Raw genomic sequence first — 16,741 nt, forward strand, 5'->3', positions numbered from 1 at the left:
AGTGGGCTTGTGGGCACTCCGTTCGACGAGACAGCCATCGACAACGCGCTGGCCGACCTCATCGCGGGCGAGAAGGCGTGGGCCGCGACCTCGCTGCGCCGCCGGCGCGAGCTGCTCGACGAGGTGCACGCCAGGACCGCCCGCTTCGCGGAGGACTGGGTGCGGGCCGCGTGTGTCGTCAAGGACCTCGCCGCGGATTCCCCGCTGGTCGGCGAGGAATGGATGTCCGGCCCGCTCACCCTGCTGCAAGCCACGGCCGCGCTGTCGGCCACCCTCGCCGCGCTGGAGGCCGGGCGCACCCCGCTGACCGGCATCACGCTGCGGGAGGCGCCTGGCGGACGGGTCGCGGTGCCGGTATTCCCGCTCGGCGTCTACGACCGGCTGCTGCTCAACGGTTTTCACGGTGAGGTGTGGCTGCGACCCGGCGTGGACGCGGGCGCCGCACGCAGGCGAGCCGGACTCGGCCAGCTGGATCCCACCGCGACCGGCGGGATCGGCGCCGTGCTCGGCGCGGGCAACATCACCTCGATCCCGCCGCTGGACGCGCTGTACGAGCTGTACGCGCACAACCGGGTGGTCGCCCTGAAGCTCAACCCGATCACCGACCCGCTGTTCACGGTGTTCGAGATGGTCTTCGAACCGCTGCTGGAGCTCGGCGTGCTGCGGATTCTCACCGGCGGCGCACCGCAGGGTGGCTATCTGGTCGGTCATCCCGATGTCGCGCACGTGCACATGACCGGCAGCGCGCAGACCCACGACGCCATCGTGTGGGGCCCCGGCGCGGAGGGCGCGGAGCGGAAGAAGGACAACCGGCCGCTGCTGGACAAGCCGATCACCAGCGAACTGGGCGGGGTCTCGCCGACCATCGTGGTGCCCGGCGACTGGTCCGACGCCGATCTGCGCTACCAGGCCGAGCACGTGGCGACCCAGCGGCTGCACAACGGCGGCTACAACTGCGTGGCCGCGCAGGCGGTGGTGATCGGCGCGGGGTGGGACCGCAAAGACCGGTTCCTCGCCGAGCTGCGCCTGGCCATGGAGCGGGCGCCACACCGCACGGCGTACTACCCGGGCAGCGACGCGCGGGTCGCCGACGCGGTGGCCTCGTATCCGGAGGCCGAGCGTCTCGGCGGGCAACGGGTGCTGGTCGACGGATTGCCGCCCACCGGCACACCGCTGTTGCGCACGGAGTACTTCTCCCCCGTGCTCGGCGTTGTCGAGTTGCCCTTCGCGGGCGGCGAGTTCCTGCAACGCGCGGTCGACTTCGCCAATGCCGAGCTGACCGGGACGCTCGGCGCGAACGTCATCGCTCATCCGACGACGATCCGCAGGCTCGGCGTCGCCTTCGACCGCGCGATCGAGCGGCTGCGCTACGGCGCGATCGCGGTGAACACCTGGACCGGGCTGGCTTTCCTCGCGCCGCGGGCCGCCTGGGGAGCCTTCCCGGGCCACACCCTCGACGACGTGCAGAGCGGGATCGGCGTGGTGCACAACGCGCTGCTGCTCGACGACGTGGAGCGCACGGTGGTGCGCGGCCCGTTCCGGCCCGCGCCGCGCTCGTTGCTGGGCGGTGAACTCGCCCTCTCCCCGAAGCCGCCGTGGTTCGTCGGCAACACCACCGCCGCGATCACCGGGCGCAGGCTCACCGAGTTCTACGCCGACACCAACCCCGCCCGGCTGCCCGGCGTCTTCCTGTCGGCTCTGCGCGGCTGACCGCCCGTGACTCGTGCCGCGCCGATCGGGGCAGGTCGTGGCACCAAGGCACGGACGCTGCCATGATGGACCGCGATGTCCTCCGAACCTGTGTCCCGGTCCCCGCAGGCGCCCAAGCGCGGCGCGTCGTCGCGTGCCGACTCGGTACGCCGCTCGATCGACTCGGCCAAGGCCGCTCTCGCCGACAGTGATCTGCGCGATGTGCAGCTGTCGGCGCCCACGTTGCGCTGGGGTCTGCTCGCGGTGGCCGTCGGCGCCGTGGTCGCGGCCCTGGTGACGCTGTCCATCACCGGTTTCGACAACGGGAAGAACCTGGAAGTGCACAATCCCGGCTCCCCGGCGCAGCCCGTGCTGGACAAGGAATTCGGCACCGCCGCCAAGGGCGACTGCCTGAGCTGGACCAAGCCCGACCGGTCCGATCTGGTCAAGGTGAACTGCTCGAGCAAGCACATGTTCGAGGTCGCGGCCGATATAGATATGAGCAGGTACCCGGGCAAGGAGTTCGGTCCCGGCTCGCGCTTCCCGGACTCGCTGCGGCTCACCGAGCTGAAGGAAGAGCACTGCGTGCCCTCGGTGCAGAAGTACATGGCGGGCCGCTTCGATCCGCGCGGCAAGTACATCGTCGGACTGATGTACCCGAGTCCGGACGGCTGGCAGCACGGTGATCGCACCCTGCGCTGCGGCCTGCAGGTCGCGGCCAGCGTCGGCACCCCGCCGTCGGTCGGCAGCGCCACCGAGCACGACCAGTCCAAGGTGTACGAGGCGGGCGTGTGCCTCGGCATCAACCAGAACCTGCCCACCGATCCGGTGGACTGCGCGCAGCCGCACGCCGTCGAGATCGTCTCCACTGTCGATCTCGCCGGGCATTTCACCGGCGGCCCGCCCGCCAAAGAGGATCAGGACAAGTTCGTCGAGGAGGAGTGCACCCGCACCTCGACCGACTACCTGGGCGGGCCGGACGTCATCCGCAACAAGACGCTCACGCTGTTCTTCGACTACATCGATGCCCGCAGCTGGATGGCGGGCAGCCGCAAACTGGACTGCATGATCGGCAAGGGCGCCGACCGGGAAGGTTTCGCCCCGATCACCGGCTCGGCCAGGGGTGACATCCTGATCAACGGCCAGGCTCCGGTGCCGCCGCCGAACTCCGGGCGTTCCACGCCCGCACCGCTGCCCGGCGCCGCGCCGCTGCCGCCGCAGCCCCAGCCGAGGTAGCCCGGCGCCGATGCCTGTATCGATGTCCGACGACCGGTTCGAGGAATTGGTCGGGGACGCATTGGATCTCATCCCGCCCGAGCTGACCCGCGCGATCGACAATGTGGTCGTGCTGATCGAGCCGCGCAATCCGGAGGATCCGCATCTGCTGGGCCTGTACCACGGCATCGCGCTCACCGAACGCGACAGTCATTACGGCGGAGCGCTTCCCGATACCGTGACCATCTACCGCGAGGCCATTCTCGAACTCTGCGCCGACGAGAAGGAAGTGGTGGAAGAGGTGGCGGTCACCGTGATCCACGAGATCGCACACTATTTCGGCATTGACGAAGACCGCCTGCATCAGCTGGGATGGGGATAGTCTGAACCGAGCTGTATTGCGCACCCCGAGCGGTGGGTGTGTAATCGGCACGGAGATCGAAAAGTTGGGGATTCGATGGAACCGATCGCGTTGCTGTCGCGTCCTATCACTCGAAGGGGGAATTCTCGTGGTTCCGCCCCACAGCCACTAGAAGGAGTCGAGTCATGGTTGGACATGTACTGATCGCACCCGAAGCCATTCTCGCCGCCGCGGCCGAACTCGACCTCGTCGCCGAACGTCTGGCCGCCGCCGCCGCGATCACCGCGCCCGCGACGCACGTGCTGCCCTCCGGCGCCGAGGAGGTCTCCTTCCTCGGCGCGAGCCATTTCAACCAGGGGGCGATGTCGCACGACCGCGCGATCGCGCAGGCGATTCTGGAATGCCACCACGCCGCGGCGACGCTGCGCATGCAGCTGGCGCAGCACGTCGCGGGTGACGTGGTGCGCGCCGCGGGCATCAGCGCCATCCAGGTGTAGTTCCAGACCCATCAGCAACGCTTAGCAGGGGAGAAGTCAAACATGGTTGCAGGAGTCACCGGGGTGATCTGGGCGGCGCGCCCATCGGAGATCAATTCGGCCACCCTTCACGCGGGCGCGCACGCGATTCCGATCTCGGCCGCGGCCACCGCCTGGGGCGGCCTCACCGCCGCCTGGATCGACGCGACGACGACCGTCGCCAGGGTGATGGCCGAACTCGGCGTCGGGATGCAGGGCATCAACGGTATCGCCGCGCTGAGCAAACTCACCGGTTTCCTCGGCTGGTCCGAGCAGCAGGGCGTGCAGGCGGCCGCGATGGGCGCGAAGGCCGCGGCGAACGCCACCGCCTACACCGTCGCCTCGCTGGCGATGCCCAGCCCGCCCGAGATCGCGGCCGTCAACGCCGCTTTGGCCGCGTCTGCGAACCCGCCCGGCGTACTGAGCGGCGCGTTCGAGGTCGCGGAAGTCGCCAGGAACGCCATGGACATTCGCGCGGCGTTGGTCATGGAGACCTACGAGGCCGCCACCAGCGCCATGGTCGCCACGCCTGCCGAGTTCCTGCTGCCGCCGCCGATCGCCAAGGGCGCCGGAACGGCCAGCCCCGAACAGGCGGCGGATACGGCCGCCACCGAGGTCCCGGCCGATCCGATCCAGGCTGCCGTGGCCGCCACACAGGCGTTCTTGAGCAATCCCGGTGTGGCGAGCGCTGCCACCCAGGCCGCTCAGGCCGTCGGCTCGATCGCCACCACCGGTGTGTCCACCGTCGGAAATGTCGCGGGCAGCGCGATCGCGGCGGCGACCACCACCTCCGCGCCGACCTTCTCGGGCATGGCTCCGATGGCGATGGGAGCCGGTGCGGCAGCGACCGCCGTCGGCGCGGCGACTCGGGCGGTGTCGTTCTCCGGCCTCGGGTCGGCCGGTCTCAGCAACGGATCGCTCAAGCTTCCGGAAGGCTGGGGCTCCAGCGGCACGATCGGTGGCTCCGCCGCGGTGCAGGAGACTGTGGCGGTCAAGCCCGTCGAGGCTGCCCCGGTCCGTTCGGCGAACAGCGGCAACGGCAATCCGCTGCTCGGTAACCAGGCTCGCAGCGACGAGGAGGACGAGAGCGAGCACAACGGCCGGGATTACCTGCGGTCGACCGAGCACTTCAACGACGGCCGCTTCACCGCCGATGGAGTCATCGGCGGTGACTTCAGCGGGACGGTTAGGTGACCGTACTCGGTGCGGGCCGCGACCCTTCGACGCTCGAGGCGGTCGTCCTGTCGCTCGACGAGATGCAGTTTCTTGTCGAGAAACTGCAGATCGAAGTCCCCGTCGTCTTGAACGCTCGGGCACGTTACGACAACCTGACCGATCACAGAGCGGCGATGGACGCGGCCGCCGAGTCGCTCGTCCAGCGGGAACTCCTCATCGACGATGTGCTCCATCGCGACCTGGAGAATCGGCTGCGCGCGCTGAACCGGCCGCATTGGATCATCGCGCTGCGATTGATCGTCGACGGTTGGGTGAGTCGCTTCTGTCTGGCGAAGGGCGCCGACCTCGCGGTCGTCGCCCTTCGGGGACAGGACTCCTATGTCATCGACGAGGCGGGAATCGACCTGCCCGGCACCATTCTCGCGGCACTCGGCTACGCCGAGCCGCTGGAGCTGTACGGCATGAACGCCCCCACCGAAGAGCTGGCCACGATCTTCGGCGACACAGGTGACGCCGCGGCCACCGCCCAGCGGCTGACGAAGGTGGGCAACCCTGCCCACGATGCGAAGACCTTGGCGGCGGCTTTGGTCGAAATCCACTCGTACGCCGAGATCGTCGGCGTCATCTACGGTGACGGCACCAGGGATATGGCCGACAACCACATCGCGGTCTTCAACACGCGCGCAGGGCGATTCATCGCGACCGCGAGCAAGTCCGACGACGGCGTGAAGTGGACGTCACTCAGCAGCGGAACCCCCGCGCGACTGCGCACGGCGGTGCAGGACCTGATCAACTCCCTGCCGGAACGCGAAGAGTTCCCCCGGCATCCGAAGCTGTCCTGAGCACGCCGAACATGCGTCGCTAACCCATGGGATCGTCGGAGGTAGGCGCGACGTCGTAGCCGAACGGCGGCGTGAACCGGCCCCAGCGGATGCACTCCCACCCGCCGTCCGGCATCGGCACCAACTCGATGGTCTCGGTGTTGTCCAGGTGGTTGTTCGTGGTGAACGGCGGTCGAACATCCGCGAGCGTGCGGCCGACGAGCCGCATGGCCGCACCGTGGCTGACCACCATCACGTCGCCGTGCCCGTCGTCCTCCGGCGTCAGATACGTGCTCCGCAACTCCGCGATCACGGGCAGGTACCGATCCAGCACATCCTGGGCGGACTCGCCGCCGGGCACCCGCAACGTGAGATCGCCTTCGTGCCAGGCGCGGTAGATCTGCTGGAACCGCTGGTGCGCGTCCTCGCTGTGCTGGCCCTCCAGGTCTCCGGCCTGCACCTCGTGCAGTCCGTCCAGGACCATGGCGGCGATACCGGTCGCCGCCTCGATGTAGCTCGCCGTCTGGCGTGCCCGCAGCGCCGCCGAGGAGAACAGCACCTTCGGCGCGCGGAGCAGGCCTTCACCGAACGTCTTCGCTTGTGCCGCACCGCGTTCGGTCAGCGGTAATCCTGGAATTCTGGTATCCAGCAGCTTGGCGACGTTACCTTCGGTCTCCCCGTGCCGGACCAGAATCAACCTCCCGGTCATAGGTCCGCCTTCCCCTTTCTCAGCTGGATCAACCACTCCGACGCGGCTTCGTCGGACGGTGGCGGCGTGCCGGTCGCCGATGTCGCCGGCCAGGACCCGAGAAAGCGGATCCGCGCGGCGCGGTGCAGCGCCTTGAGCGCCTCGGCCACCGCCGTGTCGTCGATGTGCCCGACGCAATCGAGATAAAACCGGTAGGTGCCCATGCCGGTTCGGGTGGGCCGCGACTCGATCCTGGTCAGATCGATACCGCGCGTGGCGAATTCGGCGAAGGCGCGCATCAGCGAGCCCGGTACGTTCGGCAATTCGAGCACGATCGAGGTGCGGTCGACGCCCGTGGCGGGCGGCGCAGCCGTGGGCCGGGTGCACAGCACGAATCGCGTGATGGCCTGCTCGTGGTCGGCGACTCCGGAGGCCAGCGCGATCAACCCCAGCCGCTCGCCCGCCAGAGCGGTCGACACGGCGGCATCGGCGTGGCCTGCCACCACGTCTTCCGCGGCCGCGGCATTCGATGCCGAGGTGTAGGGCCGCGCCTGCGGCAGATGCCGCGCGACCCACAGCCGCACCTGTGCCGCGGCCACGGGGTATGCGGCGAGGGTGCGCACATCCGGAAGCGCCGTACCTGGCTTGCCCAGGATCGTGAAACTCACCTCGAGTTCGGTCTCGGCGACGATCTGCAGACGCGGGCCGATTGCCAGCGAGTCGAGCGTCGCCGAGATCGACCCCTCGACGGAACTCTCGATCGGCACCACCGCGCCGTCCACGTCGCCGGAGCGGATCAAGTCGAGCGCGGCCCCTTGGCTGGGCGCGGCAATCCGCTCGACGGGTCCGTCGAAGGTTCCCGAGGATTCGAGTTGGGCGAGGGCCATCTCGGTGAAGGTTCCGGACGGCCCGAAGTACGCGATTCGCGGCACGGTTACGAGATTACTTGCGCGCTCGCCCGGCCCCCCACCAATCGCGGAAGGCCCAGCCACCGCGCGGCCGCTGTTCCACGGCCGCCCGAGCGCCGTTCAGCCTTCGTTGAGCACCCGCAACGCGTCGTTCACCCGGTCACCGGCCGCGGTTTCGATGGCGAGCAGGACGGATCTGACCGCCTCGACGGCCGGTGGTTTCAGAGAAGTCAGGAAGGCGATATCGGGGTTGCGCAGTGCGGCGCCGATGTCTTCGCCGCACAGTGCGGCGGCCGTCGCGGCGACGATGGCCACCGCGCGCTCACCGGACGCGGTACGCGCGACAAAGCCGGTATCGGAGTGTGCCGCCTGGGCGAGGAAGTCGGCGATCCCGCTGTCCGGCGCGTCCAACTCCACGGTCGGCGCGGCGGGGCTTGCGCCGATGTTGCGGACCAACCCGTCGACCAGACGGCGCCGCGGCGGCGTCGACAACGTCACCAGCACCGGTTCTCCGGATTCCGTCCCTTCCGACACGCCCTCACCGTAACAACACTGCTCGATCCGAGACCGGCTGCCCGCGGGACCGGTGCGCACGAGGTGCGCCGCGGTCGGCCGTATGCCACGCGTCGCTTCGATTCGGCTCGATCGGGAACGCTTGCGGAACCCCTACGCCGTCACTTAGCTTAGGGTAACCTAATCAATATCGCGCGCCGCCCGCTCCACGGAGGTTTGTATGCCGAGTCCGTCCTCGACCGTCGCACCGTCCACCGCCGAGCGGGTGCGCAGCGCGTGCGCCCACGCGGAGCAAGCGGTGCTGGCCATGCCGGGCATCGATCCCACCCCCGCGTCGGTGCACCACGTACGCCAGTGCGGCGACGCCGTCATCGCGGTGCCCACCGCCTCGGTCGCCGCGATCCTGGCGGGCAATTCCGGCGAGCAGGGCGCGCCCGCGGTGCTCGAACTCACCGATCACGCCCCGCTGCCGCTACGCGAGCCGGTGCGCGCACTGGTCTGGCTGCGCGGCTGGGTGCGTGCGGTGCCCACCCAGGCCCAGCGCGCGCTGGCCACCGAGGTGGCCAAGGACCACCCGCATCCCGGGCTGCTCGACGTCGGCTTCGGCGCCACGCTGCTGCGGCTGGTGATCAACTCCGCGGTGGTGGCCGACTCGACCGGCGCGGAATCGGTGAGCAGCGACGAGTTGCGCTCGGCGCAGCCGGATCCGTTCTGCGCCATGGAATCCGCATGGTTGCAGCACATGCAGGCCGACCACGCCGATATCGTCGCCCAGCTGGCCAGGCACCTGCCGGCGCACCTACAGCGCGGCGTCGTGCACCCGCTCGCCATCGACCGCTACGGGCTCACCCTGCGGGTGGAGGGACACGACGGCGACCACGACTTCCGCTTGCCGTTCAGCGCTCCGGCCGACGACATCGAAGGCCTCAGCCGGGCCGTACGCACGCTGGCAGGCTGCCCGTTCCTCAACGGCTTGCGCCGCATCTGACCCGGCGCGAACGCACCCGGCCCCTGTCCGCCGCCCCGCGGGGACGGAAGCCGGACATTTCGACGTGCGTGACTCTCGACGTAGGCCGACCCACAGCGGCGGCCGGCGTGAAGCGATTACGACGCGACGCGTGGTGCCGCACCACACAGGGAGAGTTCCGGACCGTCGCTGGACTCGACAGCGACGCGCTGCGCGCCGGGCGGGGCGAGCGCAATAGATTCGACCCATGCGTGCGGAGTCCGATGCCCAGTGGGACGAGGCCGAGCCGACCGATCGCGAGCGGCTGGCGCTCAAACTCGAGATCGCGGTGGTGCTGCTCGTCACCTTCGGGCTCAGCGGGCTCAGCGCCGCGCTCTCGTTGGTGGAGAGTGCGCTCGCGCCGGGCGGGATCGGTGGGCGGACCGTCGCGCTGAACCCGTCGCGGTCCACCCAACCCACCATCGACCTGCTGTTCCAACTGCTCAGCGTGCTGCGACTGCTCGGCTGGGCGGCCTTGGGCCTGTATCTGCTGTGGCGCGGCGGCATCGGGCCGCGACTGATCGGGCTGGCGAATCGGCTCCGGTGGCGCGCGGACGTGCTACCCGGCTTGACGCTCGCCGCGATCATCGGAGTACCGGGGCTGGGACTGTATCTCCTTGCCCACGCACTGGGCCTCAGCGTGACGATCGTGCCCGCCTCGCTCGGCGACTACTGGTGGCGGCTGCCCGCGCTCATCCTCTCGGCCTGCGCGAATGCCCTGGCCGAGGAGGTCATCGTGGTGGCGTTCCTGCTCACCCGGCTGCGCAGGCTCGGATGGTCGGCGAACTCGGCGCTGCTGGCCTCGGCGCTGCTGCGTGGCAGCTATCACCTATATCAGGGACTGGGCGGAGGACTCGGAAATTTTGTGATGGGCGTCATATTCGGTCGCTATTGGCAGCGCACGAACCGGCTGTGGCCGCTGGTGCTGGCGCACGCGACCATCGATGCGGTCGCCTATCTCGGCTATACCGTTCTGCGTGGCCATGTTTCGTGGCTCCCGTGACGCAACCGTGCCCTGCGGAACGCTAACAACCCGGCGCCGCCTGCGAATTAGGAAGCAGCGCCGCTTCCGTGTGCGCCCGGTGTCCACATGCGACACCTCACAACCGCCCGATAAGTAGAGTTTCAGTGATGAACGGCGACGACCCCCAGCGCAACGCGCACACGCGCCGGATGCCGCCGCCCGGCAGGCCCGGTGAGCCTCCCATGCGCCGCCGCGTGCCACCGCCCGGTCCAGGCGCGCCGCCGCCGATCGAGCCCACCCAGGTGATGCGTCGCGATGGCGCGGTCGACCCGCACGGGCAGCCGCTGGCATATTCGCAGGTGCCGCCGGAACAGGCACGACGCATCCCGCCGCCTCCCCCGGCCCGCAGGCACGCCCCCACGCAGCGCCCGGCGCCGCATCACGAAGCTCCTACGCACGCGCCCACGCAGCGCCCGGTGCCCTATCACGAAGGTCCGCCGCCCACGCCGCCCCGCAAGCCACGGCCGTTCCGCGAGGGCCCACCGCCCGTGCCGCCGCGTGGCGAACGCCCGCCGCGAGCGCCGCGACCGCGCCGCAGGCGACACCCGTTCCGCTGGTTCCTGGTGATCCTGCTGGTGCTGGTGATCGCGGCCGTCGGCGCCGTCATCCAATTGGACAACTCGCTCAACCGCATCCCCGCCCTGGCGAACTACGCCAAGCGGGTCGGGAACACCCCCGGCACGAACTGGCTGCTGGTCGGCTCCGACGGCCGCGGCGAGCTGACCCCCGAGCAGGAGCAGGAACTCGCCACCGGCGGCGAGGTGGGCCCCGAGCGCACCGACACGATCATGCTGGTGCACGTGCCGAAATCGGGCAAGACCACCCTGGTCAGCCTGCCGCGCGACTCGTACGTCGGCATCCCGGGCCAGGGCAAGGACAAGCTGAACGCCGCGTTCGCCATCGGCGGCCCCGCGCTGCTGGTGCAGACCGTGGAGATCGCCACCGGCTTGCGCATCGACCACTACGCGCAGATCGGTTTCGGTGGCTTCGCCGGCGTGGTCGACACCCTCGGCGGCATCGACGTGTGCGTTCCGAAGGCGATCGACGACCCGCTCGCCGGCATCGACCTGCCCGCGGGCTGCCAGCGGCTGAACGGACCACAGGCGTTGGGCTTCGTCCGCAGCCGGGCGACCGCGCTCGCGGACATCGACCGGATGAACAATCAGCGCCTGTTCATGGCCGCCCTGCTGAAGAAGGCCACGAGTGGCGCCACGCTGGCCAACCCGTTCAAGCTCTGGCCGCTGGCCTCCGACACCGCAAAGTCGCTGAAGGTCGACAACAGCGACCACATCTGGGACCTCGGCGGGTTGGGCTGGGCGCTGCGCGGCGAGACCGTCGCCACGACGGTACCGATCGGCGGATTCGACGACACCGACAGCGGCAACGTGCTGCTGTGGGACAAGGAGAAGGCCGGCCGCTTCTTCGACGCACTGGCCGCCGACCGTGCCGTTCCGGAGGATCTGCTGACGCGGTAGCGTCGATGCCATGCCGGACACCGACGAGGCCGACGAGTCCTTCCCCGACTTGCTGCGCACGCAGATCCGTCACGAATTCACCGTCGCCCAGCAGTATCTCGCCGCCGCCGTGTACTTCGACGCGCGCAGACTGCCGCAATTGGCCGGACACGCCTACGGCCGGTCACGCGAGCACCACGGCAATGCGCTGCGCATGGTCCAGTACCTGCTGGATCGGGATCTCCCGGTGCAGATCGGGGGCCTGGAGGAGATCACATCGACCTTCGAAACCCCGCGCGGCGCAATCGCTCTGCTGCTGGAGATCGAACAGGACCGCAGCACCCGGATCAGCGATCTTGCCCGTGCGGCCCGCGGCTCCGGTGACTATCTGGGCGAACGATTCGTCCGGTGGTTCTTGGAGGAACAGGTGAAGAGCGTCGCGCGGATGACCACGCTGCTGGCCGTACTCGACCGCGCCGACGGGCAGTTGTTCGACGTCGAGGAGTTCGTCGCCCGGGAGATGCGGGCGCGGCAGCGCACCGATATACCGGCGCCGAAAATGGCTGGAGCGGCGCGGAATTAATTAGGCAACACTAGCCTCAATAAGGCTGCACTTGGATGACACGCGATCTGACCAGCGCTAATGTCGATGCCATGTCAAGCCATCCGGACGCACCCCGCAGCAAATTTCACAGCCTGTTGCACGATCAGATCCGGCACGAATTCAATGCCGAGCATCAGTACATCGCGATTGCGGTGTGGTTCGACAATGCCGACCTGCCGCAGCTGGCCAAGCGGTTCTACAAGCAGTCGGTCGAAGAACGCAATCACGCGATGATGATCGTGCAGTACTTCCTGGACCGGGATATCAGCATCGAGATTTCCGGCATCGACGCGGCGAAATCGCATTTCGAGAGTGCTCGGGAGCCGATCGCGCTCGCGCTCGCTCAGGAGAAGACGGTCACCGAGCAGATCATCCAGCTGGCGAGCACCGCCCGGGAAGAGGGCGACTACCTCGGCGAACAGTTCATGCAGTGGTTCCTGAAGGAACAGGTCGAGGAAGTCGCGAACATGACCACACTGCTCACCATCGCCGATCGCGCCGGGTCGAACCTGTTCGACCTGGAGGAATTCGTCGCCCGGGAAATGAGCGGCCCGAGCGACACCTCCGGTGCGCCTTCGGTGGCGGGCGGCTCCGTCTGACGGAGCTCGCGTCGAGAAGGCGAACAGGCCCGGTTTCTTATCAGGAACCGGGCCTGCCGCTGTTCGGGTCTTTTCCCGCCGAATCCGCGCGAGACGGTTTCGGCGCTTTTGGTCGAGAGTTCGGTGAGACTTCCCTATCGTCCAGCGTTATCGGCGGCAATCGAAAAGCGGCGCCGCCGATCGATAGGTATTTCGCATGAATCCCGTCGACTGGGAACTCAGCGCAGTGTGACCTGACGTGACCGCAGGCCGTCACGGGAGCGGCGCTCGTCGGCCGTCAGCGGGGCGTCGACAGCCAGCGCCTCGGACAGGCGCGCACCGAATTCGGTTGCGGGCTTCACCCATTCGTCGGGGTGCCGCTCCGGGTCCAAGTCGAACACCGGGACCAGCACGCCGTGCGTACGGAACGACCCGGCGAATCGGGAACCCTCACCGAGGTGCAGGCCGCCGGAGGCGTGCAGGCGAGCCAGCGCCAGCATCAGCGCGTCCTCGTCCTCCGGCCGCACCCAGCGGATATGCGCCTTCTCACCCGCGTCCACCCACCAGGCCGCGCCGATCGCGTCGGCGTCCAGCCCGAGCCGCGCCGACGGCATGATCGCCTGTTTGGCCTGCTCGATGGTGGCGGCGACCTGCGCGTCGGGCTCGACTCCGGCAGGCACCCACCAGTCGAAGTCCTGGTGCACGGTCAGCTCCAGGCTCGCGGCGGGATCGATGACATCGGCCAGCCGCGGGCCGCCCGCGACACTCGCCACGGAGGACAGCGAATCACCGGGCTCGGCGGACTGGGTCCACAGGATCGCCGCGGCCAGATCGGCTGCCGGGTCGGCGCCCTGGAATTGCGTCTGCACGCCCACGTACCCGCTGGGCTCGTCGCCGGCGCGCACCAGCGCGGCCACCGCGCCGGGCAGCACCGTGGCGAGCACGACCGGCCGCTCGGCCGCGACCGACGCCACCGGCGTCAATCGCGCGGTAGCCGAGGGAACGAATTCACGGAGCGCGACCAGATCGCACTCCGCGGCCAAGCCCTCGAACGGACGCGTGACGGCCTGTGCCGCTTGCTCCTGCGCTGCTCGCCGCTCGGCGAGACGCTGGGCCCGGTTCCCGCCGGGCTTAGGACTGTTGCGCTTGCTCTTACCCACGAGGGGTCAACCTACACAGTGTTGGACCGGCCGCGCCTGCGGCGCGGCGTGTTCACCACTGTGTTGAATTTCCAGCGCCTGCGGCGCTGGGTGTTCGCGGCCCCTTCATAGCTCACGTCCGAGCGACCGCTGCTGGCGACTTCGTCGCGGACGCAGCGATCACTCGGACGCGAGCCGGGCCGCGAACGGAACATGCTCGGTCTCGCTTCGCTCGAAACCGACAGTTGAGGTGTGCTGGGCACGCTGGGCAATCGAGTTCCGGCATGGAGCACGCGACTCGGTACGGCGAGCCGGCCGTGCGCGGTCTCGCGCCTGTCGAGCCGTGTGGTCGAGGTGCTCGGTCGCGTCGGGCACGGCCTGACCCGCCAGCGGAACCACTGCGGATGAACAACGCCGCATTTCGCGAAATCGACGACGACGCATTCGGTGACGGCCGGCCGAGTTCGGCGATGCGGCCATGCCCGCATCGTTGGAGGGTAACCGCGTGAACTGGAGCGCGCCGTTGTCAGGGAAACGCTGTCGCCGCGCGTGCGCCCTGACCCGCGATTCCGATCGAGACCGCGGGTAGCAACGATTCGGCGCGGCTGATTTGTGGCGAGCCGGCTGATACCGACGTCGGCACACAGTCCCAAGCGGCGATTCACGCCGCGGGGAGCAGCGACTTGGTGCGGCCGGGGTGGTTGGTGGCGATCCAGCTGACGCCGAGGTCCGCGCACAGTTGGACGTCGTCGGCGTCGTCGACGGTCCAGCAGTAGGTGGCGCGGCCTGCGGCGGCGGCCTTGTCGACCAGTTCGGGGTGTTCGCGCAAGGTCTTCACCGAGGGGCCGACGGCCGTGGCTCCGACGGTTGTGGCCGCGGAGCCGCCCAGGTAGCGCGATGATTCGCCGAGCAGAACGGTGGGCAGCAGCGGCGCGGCGCGGCGGATGCGCCACACCGCGGTGGCCGCGAACGACATGACGACGGCCCGGGAATGATCAGCGGAGGCCGGGGTGGCGATGCCGAAGCGCTGGAGCTCGGCGAGCAGTTTGTTCTCGACGAGCGCGCCGTAGCGGACCGGGTGTTTGGTTTCGATGAACAGCTTGGTCGGCCTGCTGCGCCAGTCCAGCACCAGGCTGATCAGCTCGCTGAGGGTCAGCACCGAGGCGGGCGAGCCGTCGGCACCGAAATCGAGAGCCCGCAGTTCCTCCAGCGTCATCTCGCTGACCAGCCCGCTGCCCGAGGAGGTTCGGTCGACGGTGCGATCGTGCACGCACACCAGATGCCCGTCCCTGGTCAGCCGGACATCGCATTCGACGCCGTCGGCACCCTCCTGCAGCGCCAGCTCGTATGCGGCGAGCGTGTGCTCGGGACGCGCCGCCGAGGCACCTCGATGCGCGACGACGAATGGCGCGCGACTGCCCTGGCTCACTTGGCCATAACCTCCTCCTGCTCACGGTCCTGAGCACCGTTGTCCTCGGGTGCCTGCTCGGCGCCCGCCGGTTCGGCCGCGTGTCCGCGTCCGCCGGGATGCACCGGCTCGATCACCGGCACGGCGGGGTCGACCGCGATCAGCCAGCGGCGCGCGGTCCGCCGGCGACCGAGCAGGTCACGCCCCTCGAGCGTGCGCAGCACCCACAGGGTCAGCAGCGCGACCGCCGCGGCGACCACGTCGGTGAACGCGGTGAACAACACCCCGTCCGCCTCCGCCTGCAACGAATCCGCGGTGCGCCACAGTAGCGCGGCCGCCGCGACGACCGCGCCGAACACCCACGCCGCCCACCAGATCCGGGCCGCCCGTACCGCCCGGGGATCACCCTTCAACGCGGCCACTTCGAGCAGGAAGATCCCGGGCCACAGCAAGTTGACCACCGGGATCAAGCAGCCGGATATCAGCGCTCGCGGCGAACGCGGGTCGCTCCGGCCCACGGCGTCGTAGGCCGCCCGCCTGAGCTCGATCAGCCTTCCGACCGCGGACAAGGCCGCCAGCAGCGCGATCAGGATCGCGAGCATTCCCGCGCCGATCACGAACGCGTCGGAGGCGAAGAGCACGACGGGATGGATCAGGCGCGTCCGGTTGCGCAGCAAGAGCGCATAGCGCGCCAGCTCGGCGACGGCCGCCATCCCGAAAACGCCCGTGGCAGCGACGAGCAGTGCGGTCACCGAGTCGGTCAACTTGCCCAGTGGGCGGCGTACCGCGCCCCCGGCCTGCGGTGGCGCATCGATCAGACCCCAGCGCGGAATCCGCGTGTAGCGAGGTGTGCGGCTCTGCTCGGCGGGCCCTGGCGGCTGCCTGCGGACGCGATGATCCGGTTTACGGGCCACCCAGCGATAGTTGCGGCGGTCGGCGGGCGCGTCGATCGGCGCCGGCGAGAGGAGCACGCCGCGGCAACGCGGGCACCAGTGCATCGGCGCCCTTTGCACGGCCCAGCGCGCACCGCAGCGCGCACAAGGTTGTACCACCGTACTCACCCGCGCACCTCGTTCTTTCGTCAGTAGATCTTCGCCTCGTGGTCGCCCTCCGCGACCAGCGGGCGGCCGGCCTGCTGCCACGCCACCATGCCCCCGCGGACCTGAACGGCCTCATAGCCGATGTGCGCCAGATATTCGACCACCTGCAAGGACCGGCCGCCCTGCCTGCAGATGACATAGAGTTCCGCGTCGTAGTCCAGCTCGTCGATCCGGGCGGGGACGTCGACCATCGGGATGTGGATCGCACCCGGGGCGTGTCCGAGCCGCCACTCGTCGTCCTCGCGGACGTCGAGCAGGATCGGTCGCGGCGTGTCGGCCGACGCGGGCGCGCTGTCGAATTCGGCAGGCACGTCCTCCACCGTGACCGACGGAACGTGGGGGCTCGTCACAGATTCGATCCTGCCATGGGCGGCGGGCCGCCGTGCAGTTCCATGCCTGGGGAGCGGCCTCGACAGCGCGCGACGACTTCGGGTATGTTCTCTCTTCCGGAACCGACCACGCCCCCGCTCGATGCGGGTTGTGCATAACTCGGGCGAAGTTATCCACATAATCCACAGGTTGATCCACAAGGCGCAGCTGTC

18 protein-coding genes are annotated in these 16,741 nt (G+C 69.2%); 11 read left to right on the forward strand and 7 right to left on the reverse strand.

From position 1 onward, the window contains the following. Positions 1-9 precede the first annotated feature (9 nt). From ACGF7Y_RS09485 to ACGF7Y_RS09510, 6 genes are all read left to right on the forward strand, one after another. On the forward strand, positions 10-1,710 hold the full coding sequence (locus ACGF7Y_RS09485) for an aldehyde dehydrogenase family protein (protein ID WP_393231405.1): 1,701 nt from the start codon (positions 10-12) through the stop codon (positions 1,708-1,710). Positions 1,711-1,785: 75 nt separating this feature from the next. Beyond that, entirely contained in the window at positions 1,786-2,925 is a 1,140-nt protein-coding gene (locus tag ACGF7Y_RS09490) for a septum formation family protein (RefSeq protein ID WP_393231407.1), read from the forward strand. Positions 2,926-2,935: 10 nt separating this feature from the next. After that, positions 2,936-3,286: a metallopeptidase family protein gene (locus ACGF7Y_RS09495; RefSeq protein ID WP_393231410.1), complete on the forward strand. Its 351-nt coding sequence runs from the start codon at positions 2,936-2,938 to the stop codon at positions 3,284-3,286. Positions 3,287-3,450: 164 nt separating this feature from the next. Then, complete coding sequence (locus ACGF7Y_RS09500) at positions 3,451-3,762, forward strand: PE domain-containing protein (protein WP_040864191.1); 312 nt, start codon at positions 3,451-3,453, stop codon at positions 3,760-3,762. Between the two features lie 42 nt (positions 3,763-3,804). Further along, a complete protein-coding gene (locus tag ACGF7Y_RS09505) occupies positions 3,805-4,974 on the forward strand; it encodes a PPE domain-containing protein (protein WP_393231413.1) in 1,170 nt (389 codons plus the stop codon). Further along, positions 4,971-5,798, forward strand: a complete 828-nt coding sequence (locus ACGF7Y_RS09510) for an ESX secretion-associated protein EspG (protein WP_040864189.1) — start codon at positions 4,971-4,973, stop codon at positions 5,796-5,798. Before ACGF7Y_RS09505 ends, ACGF7Y_RS09510 begins: the two co-directional genes overlap by 4 nt. Positions 5,799-5,817: 19 nt before the next feature. Here ACGF7Y_RS09510 and ACGF7Y_RS09515 read toward each other — a convergent pair whose 3' ends face one another. The 3 genes from ACGF7Y_RS09515 to ACGF7Y_RS09525 all read right to left on the reverse strand — a co-directional run bounded on the left by ACGF7Y_RS09515 (position 5,818) and on the right by ACGF7Y_RS09525 (position 7,907). After that, positions 5,818-6,486 (reverse strand): histidine phosphatase family protein, encoded by a 669-nt coding sequence (locus ACGF7Y_RS09515; RefSeq protein ID WP_393231417.1) that lies wholly within the window; start codon positions 6,484-6,486, stop codon positions 5,818-5,820. Continuing rightward, positions 6,483-7,397, reverse strand: coding sequence for a prephenate dehydratase (gene pheA / locus ACGF7Y_RS09520; RefSeq protein WP_393231420.1), 915 nt, complete (start codon positions 7,395-7,397; stop codon positions 6,483-6,485). Before pheA ends, ACGF7Y_RS09515 begins: the two co-directional genes overlap by 4 nt. 96 nt (positions 7,398-7,493) lie before the next feature. Then, positions 7,494-7,907 (reverse strand): hypothetical protein, encoded by a 414-nt coding sequence (locus tag ACGF7Y_RS09525; protein WP_393231423.1) that lies wholly within the window; start codon positions 7,905-7,907, stop codon positions 7,494-7,496. A gap of 199 nt (positions 7,908-8,106) precedes the next feature. On the opposite strand from ACGF7Y_RS09525, the gene ACGF7Y_RS09530 reads away from it, so the two are divergent. The 5 genes from ACGF7Y_RS09530 to ACGF7Y_RS09550 all read left to right on the forward strand — a co-directional run bounded on the left by ACGF7Y_RS09530 (position 8,107) and on the right by ACGF7Y_RS09550 (position 12,573). Further along, the gene (locus ACGF7Y_RS09530) at positions 8,107-8,874 is read left to right on the forward strand and encodes a DUF2470 domain-containing protein (RefSeq protein WP_393231426.1); all 768 of its coding nucleotides are present in this window, start codon (positions 8,107-8,109) and stop codon (positions 8,872-8,874) included. A gap of 226 nt (positions 8,875-9,100) precedes the next feature. Beyond that, positions 9,101-9,895, forward strand: coding sequence for a CPBP family intramembrane glutamic endopeptidase (locus ACGF7Y_RS09535; protein WP_393231429.1), 795 nt, complete (start codon positions 9,101-9,103; stop codon positions 9,893-9,895). 128 nt (positions 9,896-10,023) lie between these two features. Continuing rightward, entirely contained in the window at positions 10,024-11,391 is a 1,368-nt protein-coding gene (locus ACGF7Y_RS09540; RefSeq protein ID WP_393231432.1) for an LCP family protein, read from the forward strand. Positions 11,392-11,401: 10 nt separating this feature from the next. Then, positions 11,402-11,953, forward strand: a complete 552-nt coding sequence (locus ACGF7Y_RS09545) for a ferritin (RefSeq protein ID WP_393231435.1) — start codon at positions 11,402-11,404, stop codon at positions 11,951-11,953. A 71-nt stretch (positions 11,954-12,024) separates the two neighbouring features. Further along, on the forward strand, positions 12,025-12,573 hold the full coding sequence (locus ACGF7Y_RS09550; protein ID WP_357043446.1) for a ferritin: 549 nt from the start codon (positions 12,025-12,027) through the stop codon (positions 12,571-12,573). A gap of 218 nt (positions 12,574-12,791) precedes the next feature. Here ACGF7Y_RS09550 and ACGF7Y_RS09555 read toward each other — a convergent pair whose 3' ends face one another. The 4 genes from ACGF7Y_RS09555 to ACGF7Y_RS09570 form a co-directional block, all read right to left on the reverse strand. Further along, entirely contained in the window at positions 12,792-13,712 is a 921-nt protein-coding gene (locus ACGF7Y_RS09555; protein ID WP_357043131.1) for a DUF5926 family protein, read from the reverse strand. 640 nt (positions 13,713-14,352) lie between these two features. Beyond that, positions 14,353-15,120 carry a glycerophosphodiester phosphodiesterase gene (locus tag ACGF7Y_RS09560; RefSeq protein WP_040864180.1) on the reverse strand — a complete coding sequence of 256 codons (768 nt, stop codon included), beginning with the start codon at positions 15,118-15,120 and terminating at the stop codon, positions 14,353-14,355. Beyond that, on the reverse strand, positions 15,117-16,160 hold the full coding sequence (locus ACGF7Y_RS09565; protein ID WP_393231439.1) for a DUF4328 domain-containing protein: 1,044 nt from the start codon (positions 16,158-16,160) through the stop codon (positions 15,117-15,119). The genes ACGF7Y_RS09560 and ACGF7Y_RS09565 overlap by 4 nt, the downstream gene beginning before the upstream one ends. A 20-nt stretch (positions 16,161-16,180) precedes the next feature. Further along, on the reverse strand, positions 16,181-16,549 hold the full coding sequence (locus tag ACGF7Y_RS09570; protein WP_393231442.1) for a rhodanese-like domain-containing protein: 369 nt from the start codon (positions 16,547-16,549) through the stop codon (positions 16,181-16,183). Between the last annotated feature and the right edge of the window lie 192 nt (positions 16,550-16,741).

This window comes from Nocardia sp. NPDC047654 (assembly GCF_043205035.1).
In the GTDB taxonomy this organism is placed as follows: Bacteria; Actinomycetota; Actinomycetes; order Mycobacteriales; family Mycobacteriaceae; genus Nocardia.